Source organism: Curtobacterium sp. MCBD17_030, from assembly GCF_003224255.1.
In the GTDB taxonomy this organism is placed as follows: domain Bacteria; phylum Actinomycetota; class Actinomycetes; order Actinomycetales; family Microbacteriaceae; genus Curtobacterium.
Window position 1 is genome coordinate 100699 of sequence record NZ_QKLI01000004.1, and the last position, 13724, is coordinate 114422.

At 71.5% G+C, this 13724-nt stretch carries 11 protein-coding genes; all 11 read left to right on the forward strand.

What is annotated here, in order from left to right; all coding sequences use genetic code 11:
- The first annotated feature begins 32 nt into the window (after nucleotides 1-32).
- The 11 genes from DEI89_RS05780 to DEI89_RS05830 all read left to right on the forward strand — a co-directional run bounded on the left by DEI89_RS05780 (nucleotide 33) and on the right by DEI89_RS05830 (nucleotide 13627).
- Nucleotides 33-1655: a Mur ligase family protein gene (locus tag DEI89_RS05780; RefSeq protein WP_110903201.1), complete on the forward strand. Its 1623-nt coding sequence runs from the start codon at nucleotides 33-35 to the stop codon at nucleotides 1653-1655.
- Nucleotides 1652-3118 (forward strand): UDP-N-acetylmuramoyl-tripeptide--D-alanyl-D-alanine ligase, encoded by a 1467-nt coding sequence (gene murF / locus DEI89_RS05785; RefSeq protein ID WP_110903092.1) that lies wholly within the window; start codon nucleotides 1652-1654, stop codon nucleotides 3116-3118. Before DEI89_RS05780 ends, murF begins: the two co-directional genes overlap by 4 nt.
- A complete protein-coding gene (gene mraY, locus DEI89_RS05790) occupies nucleotides 3115-4218 on the forward strand; it encodes a phospho-N-acetylmuramoyl-pentapeptide-transferase (protein WP_110903093.1) in 1104 nt (367 codons plus the stop codon). The genes murF and mraY overlap by 4 nt, the downstream gene beginning before the upstream one ends.
- Entirely contained in the window at nucleotides 4215-5744 is a 1530-nt protein-coding gene (murD, locus tag DEI89_RS05795; protein WP_110903094.1) for a UDP-N-acetylmuramoyl-L-alanine--D-glutamate ligase, read from the forward strand. The genes mraY and murD overlap by 4 nt, the downstream gene beginning before the upstream one ends.
- Nucleotides 5707-7026, forward strand: coding sequence for a putative lipid II flippase FtsW (ftsW, locus tag DEI89_RS05800; RefSeq protein ID WP_110903095.1), 1320 nt, complete (start codon nucleotides 5707-5709; stop codon nucleotides 7024-7026). The genes murD and ftsW overlap by 38 nt, the downstream gene beginning before the upstream one ends.
- The gene (murG, locus tag DEI89_RS05805; RefSeq protein WP_110903096.1) at nucleotides 7023-8135 is read left to right on the forward strand and encodes an undecaprenyldiphospho-muramoylpentapeptide beta-N-acetylglucosaminyltransferase; all 1113 of its coding nucleotides are present in this window, start codon (nucleotides 7023-7025) and stop codon (nucleotides 8133-8135) included. The genes ftsW and murG overlap by 4 nt, the downstream gene beginning before the upstream one ends.
- Nucleotides 8132-9562: a UDP-N-acetylmuramate--L-alanine ligase gene (gene murC / locus DEI89_RS05810; protein WP_110903097.1), complete on the forward strand. Its 1431-nt coding sequence runs from the start codon at nucleotides 8132-8134 to the stop codon at nucleotides 9560-9562. Before murG ends, murC begins: the two co-directional genes overlap by 4 nt.
- Nucleotides 9559-10839, forward strand: coding sequence for an FtsQ-type POTRA domain-containing protein (locus DEI89_RS05815; protein WP_110903098.1), 1281 nt, complete (start codon nucleotides 9559-9561; stop codon nucleotides 10837-10839). The genes murC and DEI89_RS05815 overlap by 4 nt, the downstream gene beginning before the upstream one ends.
- 177 nt (nucleotides 10840-11016) lie before the next feature.
- Nucleotides 11017-12183, forward strand: coding sequence for a cell division protein FtsZ (gene ftsZ, locus DEI89_RS05820; RefSeq protein WP_110903099.1), 1167 nt, complete (start codon nucleotides 11017-11019; stop codon nucleotides 12181-12183).
- A gap of 115 nt (nucleotides 12184-12298) precedes the next feature.
- A complete protein-coding gene (locus DEI89_RS05825) occupies nucleotides 12299-13000 on the forward strand; it encodes a YggS family pyridoxal phosphate-dependent enzyme (RefSeq protein ID WP_181421515.1) in 702 nt (233 codons plus the stop codon).
- 42 nt (nucleotides 13001-13042) lie between these two features.
- Nucleotides 13043-13627 carry a cell division protein SepF gene (locus DEI89_RS05830; protein WP_110903100.1) on the forward strand — a complete coding sequence of 195 codons (585 nt, stop codon included), beginning with the start codon at nucleotides 13043-13045 and terminating at the stop codon, nucleotides 13625-13627.
- Nucleotides 13628-13724: the final 97 nt, after the last annotated feature.

A 13724-nucleotide genomic window follows, 5' to 3' on the forward strand; every position in this document is an offset into this window, starting at 1 on the left:
GACCCGTCCACGTGGTGAGGAAGAAGGAGCACTTGTCAGCACGGATCCCCCCGGTCCTCCGGCCCGAACACCCGACCCCGCGGCCGGTCGCCGAACTCGCGAACGCCTTCGGGCTCCGGGTCGTCGGGTCGCTCGACGGCGTCGAGACGACCGGCGTCACCCTCAGTGCCGCCGAGGTGCAGCCCGGTGACCTGTTCGTCGGCGTCCACGGCGCGAACCGCCACGGCGCAGAGTTCGCCGCTGACGCCGCCGAGCGCGGTGCTGTCGCGGTGCTGACCGATGCCGACGGCGTGGCGGTCGCCGAGCCGTCCGGCCTGCCGGTCCTGGTCGTCGACGACCCCCGGGCAGCGCTCGGGGACGTCTCCGCGTGGGTGTACCGCACGAACCCGGACGAGGCCGAGCTCCCGCAGCTCTTCGCCGTCACCGGGACGAACGGCAAGACGAGCACCTCGTACATCCTCGAAGGCATCCTCAGGCAGCTCGGCCTGGTCACCGGTCTGAGCTCGACCGCCGAGCGCCACATCGGTTCGCTCAGCGTCACCAGCCGTCTCACCACGCCCGAGGCCAGCGAGATGCACGCGCTCCTCGCCCGGATGCGCGAGAGCGAGGTCCGCGCCGTGGCCGTCGAGGTCAGCGCCCAGGCCCTCAGCCGGCACCGCGTCGACGGCATCGTCTTCGACGTCGTGGCGTTCACGAACCTCAGCCACGACCACCTCGACGACTACGCCGACATGGAGGAGTACTTCCAGGCGAAGCTGCCGCTGTTCCAGCCCGAGCACGGCCGGCGCGGTGTCGTCTCGCTCGACACCGACTGGGGCCACCGCGTCGTCCAGGACTGCCGGATCCCGGTGACCACCATCACCGTGCACCCCGAGGTCGAGGCCGAGTGGCACGTCGACATCGTCGAGGCCCACGCCGCGTACACCGAGTTCCGCCTGACCGGACCGGAGGGCCGCGAGCTGATCACCCGCGTCCCGCTGATCGGGTGGCACATGGCGGCCAACGCCGCCCTCGCCATCGTCATGCTCGTCGAGGGCGGGTTCGAGCTCGGGGCGATCGCGCACGCGCTCGAGACCAACCACCGCACCTACGCCGACGAGCGGGACGGCACCGTCGTCAGCGCCATCGAGTGCTACCTGCCCGGTCGCACGGAGCGCGTCTCCGGCAACTCCGGCCCGAGCGTCTACGTCGACTTCGGGCACAGTCCGGACGCCTTCCTCAACACCCTCGCCGCGGTGCGCCAGTTCACGCCCGGCAAGGTCGTCATGCTGTTCGGCGCCGACGGCGACCGCGACACGACGAAGCGTGCGGACATGGCCCGGGTGGCCGCCGAGGGGTCCGACATCCTCGTCGTCACCGACCACCACCCGCGGTTCGAGGACGCCGCGTCGATCCGGAAGACCCTGGTCGATGCCGCCCGCGCCGCGTACCCGGAGCACGAGATCCACGAGGTGAGCCCGCCCGAGGCCGCCATCCGCGCCGCGGTGGCCCTGGTCGGCGAGGGGGACTCGATCCTCTGGGCTGGCCCCGGCCACCAGGACTACCGTGACATCCAGGGCGTGCGGACGCCGTACTCGGCGCGTGACGAAGCCCGCGCCGCACTCCGCGAAGCCGGCTGGGAACCGAACTCCGGCCCGGCGGAGGACGCCCGATGATCGCGCTGACCCTCGCCGAGATCGCCGCCGCGGTCGACGGCGAGCTCGTCCACGGTGCCGCCGACTCCACCGTCGACGGCTCGGTGGAGACGGACTCGCGGCTCGTCGCCCCCGGCAGCGTCTTCTTCGCCCTGCTCGGCGAGGAGACGGACGGACACCGCTTCGTGCCGTCCGCCGCCGCCGCCGGTGCCGCACTGGTGGTCACCGAGCGTGCCGTCGACCTGCCCGCCGACTCCGCCACCGCACAGATCGTCGTCGCCGACGGGTACGCCGCACTGGCCGCCCTGGCGCACGAGGTCGTCGCGCGCGTCCGCGCCGGCGGGTCACTCCGCGTGGTCGGCATCACCGGCTCGAACGGCAAGACGAGCACGAAGAACATGCTCCGCACGATCCTGTCCCGCGCCGGTGAGACCGTCGCGCCGGAGGGCTCGTTCAACAACCACGTCGGCGCCCCGGTCTCGATGCTCCGCATCACGACGGACACCCGGTTCCTGGTCGTCGAGATGGGCGCGAGCGGCATCGGCCACATCGCGAAGCTCGTCCGCATCGCCGAGCCGGACGTCGGTGTCGTGCTGAAGGTCGGTCTCGCCCACGCCGGCGAGTTCGGCGGGATCGAGGCCACCGAGCGCGCCAAGTCCGAGATGGTCACCGACCTCCCGGCCACCGCGACCGCACTCCTCAACGTCGACGACGACCGCGTGGCGCGGATGCGCGAGCGCACGGACGCCCGCGTGGTCGGCTTCGGCACGTCCGCCGCGGCGGACTACCGCATCAGCGGTGTCACCACGGACCGCGAGGGCACCCGCTTCACGCTCACCGCGCCTCCCGTCGGTGACACCGCGCCGACACCCGACGACGTGACGGGAGGCCCGTCCGACGTCCTCGAGACCGTCGACGTCCGCCTCGCCATCCTCGGCGAGCACCACGCGATGAACGCGGCCGCCGCCCTGACGGTGGCGCACCTCTGGGGTGTGCCGCTCGCCGACGGTGCCGAGGCCCTCGCGTCGATGACGCGTGCCGAGCGCTGGCGCATGGAGTTGCTGCAGGGCCCGGACGGGGTCACCGTCATCAACGACGCCTACAACGCCTCACCCGACTCGACCGCCGCCGCACTGCGGACGCTCGCGCAGGTCGTCCGACCGGGGGAGCGCACCGTCGCCGTCCTCGGCGAGATGGCCGAGCTCGGGGAGTTCTCGGTGGAGGAGCACGACACGATCGGTCGACTCGTCGTGCGCCTCGGCATCGGACAGCTCGTGGTCGTCGGCCGCGGTGCCATGCCCATCCACCAGGCCGCCACCCTCGAGGGATCGTGGGACGGCGAGTCCGTGTTCATCGAGGACGTCGACGACGCCGTCCGTGCCCTCCAGGAACTCGTGCGTCCGGGTGACGTCGTCCTGGTCAAGTCCTCGAAGTCGGCCGGGCTGCGGTTCCTCGGCGACCGCCTCGGAGGTGTCCCCGAATGATCGCGCTCCTCGTCGCCGGCGCTGTGTCGCTGGTGTTCACACTGCTGCTCACGCCGCTGTTCATCAAGCTGTTCCACCGACTCGGGTGGGGGCAGTTCATCCGTGACGACGGTCCGCAGTCGCACCACACGAAGCGTGGCACCGCCACCATGGGCGGCATCGTCCTGATCCTCGGCGCGGTGCTCGGCTACTTCGTCGGACACCTGGTCGGTCGGGACCCGCTGACGCTGTCCGGGCTGCTCGTCCTGTTCCTCATGGTCGGGCTCGGTGTCGTCGGCTTCGTCGACGACTTCCTCAAGGTCCGCCGCCAGCGGAGTCTCGGGCTCGGCGGCTGGGCGAAGGTGCTCGGACAGGTCATCGTCGGTGTGGTCTTCGCCACCATCGCGCTCGTCGTCCCGGCGGACAGCGGCAAGCCGCCGGCATCGACCATGATCTCGGCGATCCGGGACGTCCCGTGGCTCGACTTCATGGCCCTCGGCACGGTCATCGGCACGATCCTGTTCCTGGCGTGGATCGTGCTGCTCACGGTGTCGACCTCGAACGGCGTCAACGTCGCCGACGGGCTCGACGGCCTGGCGACCGGATCGAGCATCCTGGCGATCGGGTCCTACGTCATCATCGGGTTCTGGCAGTCGAACCAGATCTGTGGCGGCGCCCGGATCGACGAGAGCACGAAGCACGCCTGCTACACCGTCACGGATCCGCTCGACCTGGCGGTCGTCGCGGCCGCGGTCTGCGGTGGCCTGATCGGCTTCCTCTGGTACAACACGTCGCCGGCGCAGATCTTCCTCGGCGACACCGGCTCCCTCGGGCTCGGCGGCGCGCTGGCCGGCCTGGCGATCCTCAGCCGCACCGAGCTGCTGCTCATCCTGATCGGCGGCCTGTTCTTCATCGTCACCGGCTCGGTCATCCTGCAGCGGGCGTACTTCAAGATCACGCACGGCAAGCGCATCTTCCGGATGAGCCCCCTGCACCACCACTTCGAGCTCAAGGGCTGGGCCGAGGTCACCGTCGTCGTCCGGTTCTGGATCATCGCGGGGCTCTGCGTCGCGGCCGGGGTCGGACTGTTCTACCTGGAATGGATCGCACGAGTCCAATGAGCGAACGCCTGAACGGTCTCGACAGCTGGCACTCCGAGGGCTGGAAGGGGCTGCGGGTCGCCGTGCTCGGCCTCGGTGCCACCGGGTTCTCGGTGGCGGACACCCTCGCCGAGCTCGGCAGCGACGTCGTCGTCTACTCGACCGACGCCCCCGCCGACAGCGTCGAACTGCTGGACGTCATCGGCGCGCGCTTCGTGCAGACGCCGCTCGACACGGTGCCCGCGGAACTCGTCGAGCAGGCACCCGACCTGGTCGTCGTGTCGCCGGGCCTGCCGCCGCGCAACCCCACCGTCGTATGGGCACACGAGCACGGCGCGGTCTGGGGCGACATCGAGCTCGCCTGGCGTGTCCGCGACAAGGTCGTGAAGGGCCCGGTCGCCGCTCCGTGGGTGACGATCACCGGGACGAACGGCAAGACCACCACCACGCAGCTGACCACGGCGATGTACGCCGCCACCGGACTGCGCGCCGTGGCCTGCGGCAACATCGGCGTCCCGGTGCTCGACGTGGTCCGCGACCCGGAGGGCTTCGACGTCCTCGTCGTCGAGCTGTCCAGCCACCAGCTGCACTCGATGGCCTCCGAGGGCCCCGGTGCCGTCGTGCCGCTCGCCTCGGCGTGCCTCAACATCGCCGACGACCACCTGGAGTGGCACGGGTCGGCCGAGGCCTACCGCGCGGCGAAGGCGAAGGTCTACGAGCGCACGGTGATGGCCTGCGTCTACAACACCGCCGACGACGTGACCCGCCGCATGGTGGAGGACGCCGACGTCGTCGAGGGCTGCCGCGCGGTCGGCTTCTCGCTCGGCGTGCCGGCCCCCGGTGACGTCGGGGTCGTCGAGGACGTGCTCTGCGACCGCGCCTTCACCGAGGACCGCCGGAACAGCGCGCTCGAGCTCGCGACCGTCGCGGACCTCGAGACCGCCGGGCTCGACAGCCCGCACATGACCGCCAACGTGCTGGCCGCCGCGGCGCTCGCCCGCGCCGGGTCCGTCCCGCCGAGCGCGATCCGCTCCGCCGTCCAGGCCTTCCGCGCGGACCACCACCGCACCGAGTCCGTCGCCACCGCCGACGGCATCGCCTGGGTCGACGACTCGAAGGCGACGAACCCGCATGCCGCAACCGCCTCGCTGTCGGCGTTCGACTCCGTGGTGTGGATCGTCGGCGGGCTCTTCAAGGGCGTCGACATCGACGGCCTGGTGGAGCGCTTCGGGCCCGGGGTCCGAGGCGTCGTCGTGATCGGCACCGACCGGGCCCCCGTCCTGGAGGCATTCGCACGACACGCGCCGACGGTCCCGGTGCTGCAGGTGGAAGCGCTGGACACTGGACAGGTCATGCCCGAGGCGGTCCGGCATGCCGCATCGGTCGCGAGGCCGGGCGACACGGTCCTCCTCGCCCCGGCCGCCGCGTCCTTCGACCAGTTCGGTTCCTACGCCGACCGGGGCGAACGTTTCGCGGCAGCGGTCCACGAGCACCTGGGAGGCGACGCCGATGGCGACACCGACGGATCTGCCGACGAACGGCCGTAGTGCCCGAGCCCGTGCCGGAGCAGCGGGAGCCGCAGCCGGCGCCCGTGTGAGTTCCGGGGTGGACGGCGCCCGCCGTCGCTCGAACGGCGCGGTCGTGGCCGTCAAGAACGTCTTCGTGGCCGAGTCCACCACGTTCTACACGATCCTCGGCGTCACGCTCTTCCTCGTCGTCTTCGGCGTCGTGATGGTCCTGTCGTCGTCGAGCGTGGAGGAGTACCGCTACAAGCACGGCTTCTTCGGCGCCTTCGCGAAGCAGGGCCTGTACGCGCTCATCGGCGTGCCGTTGATGCTCGTGGTCAGTCGGCTCTCCGCCGAGTTCTGGCGCCGCTGGGCGATGCGCATCCTCCTTGCCGGGCTCGTCCTGCAGCTGCTGGTGTTCAGCCCGATCGGCATCTCGGTGCAGGGCAACCGGAACTGGATCGGCATCGGCGGGTTCACCGCCCAGCCGTCCGAGATCCTCAAGCTCGCCCTGGTGCTCGGCATCGGCGCGGTGCTGTTCCGCAAGCGCGAGAAGCTGCACGACTGGCGTGAGGTCTTCATCCCCGTCGGGCTCGCGACCGCCGTCTCGATCGGGCTCGTCCTGGTCGGCGGCGACCAGGGCACGGCCATGATCATGATGATCCTGGTCTTCGGCAGCCTGTTCGTCGGTGGTGTCCGCCTGCGGCACCTCGCGGTGGGGGTCGCGGCGATCGCGGTCATGCTGCCGGTCGTGACCATGGCCTCCAGCTCGCGGCAGTCCCGCATCAGCGCGTGGCTCTCCGGCTGCACCGACTCGAACCAGGCGCAGGACCTCTGCTGGCAGCCCGTCCACGGCATGTGGGCGCTGGCGTCCGGCGGGGTGTTCGGCGTCGGTCTCGGCAACTCGAAGCTCAAGTGGTCGTGGTTGCCCGAGGCGGACAACGACTACATCTTCGCGATCGTCGGCGAGGAACTCGGGCTGATCGGCGCGGTCGTCGTGCTGGCCCTGTTCGTCGTCCTGGCGATCGGCATGATCCGGGTCATCCGCCTGTCCCCGGACCCCTTCGTCCGCACCGTCACCGGCGGCGTCCTCGCCTGGGTGATCGGGCAGGCGCTCGTCAACATCGCGGTCGTGCTGGGGCTCCTGCCGGTGCTCGGTGTGCCGCTCCCACTCATCTCAGCCGGTGGGTCGGCGCTCATCATGACGCTCGTCGCCATCGGAGTCGTGCTGTCCTTCGCCCGTGACCTGCCCAGCCGCTCCGGTGGCAGTGTGCGCGGCACCACCGTCCCGGAACCCGGGACACGGAACGGAGCCCTGCGGTGAGCCGCTTCCTCTTCGCCGGCGGCGGGACCGCTGGCCACGTGAACCCGCTGCTCGCGGTCGCCGACCGACTGACCCAGCGGTCCCCGGAGGACGAGGTCCTGGTCCTCGGCACCGCCGAGGGGCTCGAGTTCCGGCTCGTGCCGATGCGCGGGTACGAACTCGTGACGATCCCGCGGCTGCCGTTCCCGCGGAAGGTGAACGGCGCCGCGCTGCGGTTCCCGGGTGCCTTCTGGTCGGCGGTGCGGCGCACCGAACAGATCATCCGCGAGCGCGAGATCGCCGTCGTGCTCGGCGTCGGTGGGTACGCGGCGGCACCGGCGTACGTCGCGGCGAAGCGGACCGGCACGCCGATCGTCGTGCACGAGCAGAACGCCAAGCCGGGGCTGGCGAACCGGATGGCCGCCGTCCTGACGAGCCACGTCGGTGTGACCTTCTCGAACACCAGGCTGCCGCACTCCCGCGTCGTCGGCATGCCCCTGCGCCGGGAGATCGAGCGGCTCGACCGTCGCGCCGAGCGTGCGGCGGGCTTCGCCGAGTTCGGCCTCGACCCGGACCGCCCGGTGCTGCTCGTCACGGGTGGCTCGTCGGGTGCGCGGAGCATCAACCGCACCGTCAACCAGGCTGCGGCGACGATCCTCGGTGCGGGCTGGCAGATCCTGCACGTCGTCGGTGCCGCGTCGGACATCGGCCCGAGCGACCTGGACGGGTACCACGTGCTGCCGTACTGCGACCGGATGGACCTGGCGTACGCCGCGGCGGACTTCGTCGTCTCGCGCTCCGGTGCCGGCATGGTCTGTGAGCTCACCGCGGTCGGACTGCCGAGCGTCCTGGTGCCGTACCCGGTCGGCAACGGCGAGCAGCGGTACAACGCCCGCGACGTGGTCGCCGCCGGGGGAGCGGTGCTCGTGGCCGACCAGGAATTCACGCCGGACTGGATCACGTTGCAGCTGCTGACGATCCTGGAGGACCGTGCCGGCATCGCGGACATGGCCGTCCGCTCCGGCAGTGTCGGACACCGCGACGGAGCCGACCGGATGACGGAACTCGTCCTCAGCGCCGCCCGCACCAGCAGGCGGCGCCGCACCAGCAGCACCACGGAGGAAGCATGACCATCAAGCCGGACCTCACCCAGCCGATCCCCGACGACCTGGGCACGGTGCACTTCGTCGGCATCGGCGGGTCCGGCATGAGCGGCATCGCGCGGATGTTCCTGGCCGCCGGTCACCGCGTCACCGGTAGCGACTCCCGCGAGACCGCGACGACCGGCCGGATGCGCGAGCTCGGTGCCGAGGTCCGGATCGGGCACGACGCCGCGAACGTCGGTGACGCCGACACGATCGTCGTCACCAGTGCGCTGTGGCCGGACAACCCCGAGCTCCTCGAGGCGCAACGGCGCGGGCTGCCGGTGCTGCACCGGTCGCAGGCCCTGGCCGCGCTGATCTCCGAGCACCGCCTGGTCGCGGTCGCGGGTGCGCACGGCAAGACCACCTCGACGGGCATGGTCGTCACCGCGCTCGTCGAGCTGGGCCTGGACCCGAGCTTCGTCAACGGCGGCGTCATCCAGTCGCTCGGCACGAGTTCGGCACCGGGCAGCAGCGAGCTGTTCGTCGTCGAGGCGGACGAGTCCGACGGCTCGTTCCTGCTCTACGACGTCGCGATCGCGCTCATCACGAACGTCGACCCCGACCACCTGGACCACTACGGCAGCGAGCAGGCCTTCATCGACGCGTTCGTCGAGTTCGCCGCGAAGGCCCGCGAACGTGTCGTCGTCTCGAGTGACGACGCCGGCGCGGTCCGTGTCACCGAGGGCATCCGTGCCCGTCCCGACGCTCCGGAGATCGTCACCTTCGGCGAGGCCGAGGGAGCCGACGTCCGCATCGAGCGCGTGACCGAGGGGGCCGGGGTGACGGTCGATCTCCGCTGGGGCGGCGCGACCCACCACATCGCCCTCCGTGTACCCGGTCGGCACAACGCCGTCAACGCCGTCGGCGCCTTCGCGGTGCTCGTCGGGCTCGGTGTCGAGCCGGCCGACGCGGTCCGTGGCATCGAGGCGTTCGGTGGCACCGAGCGCAGGTTCGAGCTGCACGGCGTCGAGCGCGGCGTCTCGGTGTACGACGACTACGCCCACCACCCGACCGAGGTCGCCGCGGCCCTGCACGCCGCCCGTGACGTGGTCGGCGCGGGCCGGATCATCGCGATCCACCAGCCGCACCTGTACTCGCGGACGCGGTTGATGGCAGCCGACTTCGCGAAGGTCTACGAGGAACTGGCCGACCACACGGTGGTGCTCGACGTCTACGGCGCGCGCGAGGACCCGGAGCCCGGCGTCACCGGCGCCCTGGTGCAGGAGCGCTTCGCCGACCAGGCCCGCGTCGACTACCTGCCCGACTGGTCCGAGGCCTCGGCCCGTGCGGCTGCGGTCGCCCGGGAGGGCGACATCATCATGACCCTGAGCTGCGGTGACGTGTACCGGATCATCCCGCAGGTCCTGACGGCCCTGCAGACCTCCGACGACGCCGGAGCCGCAGGCCGGTGAAGCGCCCCGAGGGCTTCGACGACCGGGGCGGGGCCGACGAGCGGTCCACCGGCCCGGACGGTCGTGACGGCGTGGCCGGGGGCGGACGTCCGGCTCGCGGCGGCGGCTTCCGGTCGGCGCTGAGCGGCGCCCGGGAGGCCCGGCGTGCCTCGCGCACACCGGTTCCCCGCGACGACGTGGCCGCGTCCACCCCCAGGTCGGACGTCCACCCCGACCGGCTCGACGCGCTGCTGCCGGACCTCCCGGCGGTCGACCTGACGGCGGACGACCACACGCCGGACGACCGCCTGACCGCTCCGGTGCCGCTCAACCGACGCCTGACCGGACACGATGCCGCGCCCGTCGGCACGCCGGGTGCCGCCGCGACGGGTGCCGACGTGACGGAGCCGGGTCGTTCCTCCCGTCCGGGTGCCGGTACCCGCACCGACGTGATCGACGCCCCGGTGTCCACCCACGTGCCGCACGAGACCCCGATCGGTGCCCGCGTCCGCGCTGCCGAGACCGCTCGCGAGGCCCGTGTCGCCCGCAAGCGTCGCCGACTGCTCGAGCGCGCCGAGGTCCGTCGGTTCACCCGCCGCTCCCGGCACCGACGCGCGGCGTGGATCACGGCGGGCGGTGTCGTCGTCGTCCTCGTGGTGTCGATCCTCGTCGCGGTGTTCTCGCCGTTGATGGCGTTGCAGACCATCGAGGTGAAGGGCACCGACCGGGTCGATGCCGCGCAGGTCCGTGCGGCACTGTCGGGTCAGATCGGCACGCCACTCGCCCGCATCGACCTCGACGAGGTGCAGCAGCGCATCGCGGGCTTCCCGCTGATCGAGAGCTACGTGACCGAGGAGGAGCCGCCGCACACCCTGGTCGTCACGGTCACCGAGCGGACCCCGGTCGTCGCGGTGCAGTCCGGGAAGACGTTCGACCTGGTCGACCCGGCCGGCATCGTCGTGCAGTCGACGACGAAGCGGCCGGACGGCATGCCGGTGGCGGACATCAGTCGGGCGGCGCTCGGCAGCACGGTGTTCCGCACGATGACCGAGGTCGTGCTGGCGATGCCCGCCAGTGTGCGCGACCAGGTGTCCGGCATCGCGGCGTCGACGTCGGACGACGTGACGCTCACGATGAGCGACGGGTCGAGCGTGGTGTGGGGGAGCCCGGACGAGTCGGCGGCGAAGGCGACGCTCTTGGCCGCCCTGGTGCAGGACCACGTGGCACGTGACAAGGGCTCGAAGGTCGAGTACGACGTGTCCGCGCCGGACAACGGCATCATCCGACCGCAGGGGTGACCGCGCGCTGCTCGGGCGCGGCGGCGACACGATCTGCGCCGTGATCGGCGACACGCGGCGTGGCGGGTCGTCAGCAGCAGGACGGCACCCGTAGCGTCGGGGCCAGCACCATTCGTAGCAGCTAGAACTCTGAACTTCAAGCACAGGTTGAGGGTTTTGACCGGAGGCCGGACAGACGTGACCACGAACCACAACTACCTCGCCGTCATCAAGGTGGTCGGTGTCGGCGGCGGCGGTGTCAACGCCGTCAACCGCATGATCGAACTCGGCCTCCGCGGCGTCGAGTTCATCGCCATCAACACCGACGCGCAGGCGCTGCTCCTCAGTGACGCCGACGTCAAGCTCGACGTGGGTCGCGAGATCACCCGCGGTCTCGGCGCCGGCGCCGACCCCGAGGTGGGCCGACGTGCCGCCGAGGACCACGCCGAGGAGATCGAGGAAGCCCTCGCCGGCGCCGACATGGTCTTCGTCACCGCCGGTGAAGGTGGTGGCACCGGGACCGGTGGTGCCCCGGTCGTCGCGCGCATCGCGAAGTCGATCGGTGCCCTGACCATCGGCGTCGTCACGAAGCCCTTCGGCTTCGAGGGCAAGCGTCGTCAGTCGCAGGCCGAGAACGGCGTCGCGAGCCTCAAGGACGAGGTCGACACGCTCATCGTCGTGCCGAACGACCGCCTGCTCGAGATCTCCGACCGCGGCATCTCCATGGTCGAGGCCTTCGCCACGGCCGACCAGGTGCTCCTCGCCGGTGTCCAGGGCATCACGGACCTCATCACGACGCCGGGCCTGATCAACCTCGACTTCGCCGACGTGAAGAGCGTCATGCAGGGTGCCGGCTCGGCGCTCATGGGCATCGGTTCCTCGAGGGGTGCCGACCGCGCGATCAAGGCGGCCGAACTCGCCGTCGCGTCGCCGCTGCTCGAAGCCTCGATCGACGGTGCACACGGCGTGCTGCTCTCGATCCAGGGCGGCTCGAACCTCGGCATCTTCGAGATCAACGACGCGGCCCGCCTGGTGCAGGAAGCCGTGCACCCCGAAGCGAACATCATCTTCGGTGCGGTCATCGACGACACCCTGGGCGACGAGGTGCGCGTCACCGTCATCGCCGCGGGCTTCGACGGTGGCGAGCCGTCGCAGCAGCAGCACCAGGAACGTCGCTCGAGCTACGTCGACCCGGACGCCGGCGCCACCGTGCCCGTCACCACCGGCTCGTCCAACCGCATCGAGGACTCCGGGCACTCGACCCCGTCCTGGGCGTCGCAGGAGCACGAGCCGCCGGCGCAGCGCGCCGCCGACCCGGCCTTCGACGACGACGACGAACTCGACGTCCCCGACTTCCTGAAGTGAGCCGTCCGCGCACGTGAGTGACGCCGACCAGCGTGAGCCGAGCCTCCCGTCCGACACCGGACCGGAGGCTCGGCCTGTGTCCGCAGCGTCCGACACCGGACTGGAGGCTCGGCCTGTGTCCGCAGCGTCCGACACCGGACTGGAGGCTCGGCTGGCGTCCGTCCGGGAGGGCATCGGCGACGCGGCTCGCGCCGCCGGCCGCTCCGTCGACGAGCTGACGCTCGTCGTCGTCACGAAGTACCACCCGGCCGCCCTGGTCCGGCAGCTCGCCGTGCTCGGCGTCACGGACGTGGGGGAGAACCGCCACCAGGAGGCGCAGGCCAAGGCCGCGGAACTCGAGGACCTCGGCCTGACCTGGCACTTCGTCGGACAACTGCAGTCGAAGAAGGCCCGGCAGGCCCGCCGGTACGCCCACGTGGTGCAGTCCCTCGACCGAGCGAGCGTCGTGGACGCCTTCGCCCCGACCGAGACAGAGCCGGACCCCCGCGTGCTCGACGGGTTCGTGCAGGTCAACCTGACCGACGACCCCGGTCGTGGCGGGGTCGCACCGGACGACGTCGACGCGCTGGCCGAGCGGGTCCTGGCCACCGGGACCCTGCGCCTCCGCGGTGTGATGGCGGTGGCGCCGCTCGACGAGGAGCCCCGCGCGGCCTTCGCCCGGCTCCGCGCGATCTCCGAGCGCGTGCGCCTGCTCGACCCCGCGGCGACGGACATGTCCGCCGGCATGAGCGGCGACTACGCCGACGCGATCGCCGAGGGCGCGACACACCTGCGGATCGGGACCGCAATCACCGGGAATCGCCCCGCCGCACCATAGCCTCGTCGCAGGGCAACAACGAGCACGACCCCCGGAGGAACCATGGCCAACCCGCTGAAGAAGACGATGGTCTACCTCGGCCTCGCCGACGAGGAACTCGACTACGAGGACGAGCAGCAGGCCGCGCCCACGCAGGCGCGCCAGCAGGCCCCGGCCGCGGCAGCGCAGCAGGAGGCCCCGGCCGCCGCGACGCCCGCTGCCGCCCCGGCCGCCGCCGCTCCCGCAGCTGCCGCCCCGGCCGCCGCACCCGCGAAGCCCCAGCACACCTCCCAGCGCGGCGCGCAGGTCACCCCGCTCCGCCGATCGCACACGACCGCACAGAAGGCGACCCCGGTCCAGGAAATGAACGAGATCCTCACCGTCCACCCGCGCGAGTACAAGGACGCCCAGTCCATCGCCGAGAGCTTCCGTGACGGCATCCCCGTCATCATCAACCTCTCGCAGATGACCGAGGGTGACGCCCGCCGGATGATCGACTTCGCCAGCGGCCTGTCGCTCGGCCTCTACGGCAAGATCGAGCGCGTCACGAACAAGGTCTTCCTGCTCTCCCCCGCGCACATCGCAGTGAGCGGTGAGCCTGCTGAGGTAGAGTCCGACATCGAGGCGAACTTCTTCGCCCAGTCCTGAGCCGCCCGCGCGGTACGGGTGCCCGACCGGCTCCCGGATGACCGCTCGGCACCCAGGCCCACCCGCCCCGTGACCGGTGCCTCCCGGCCCCGGTCAC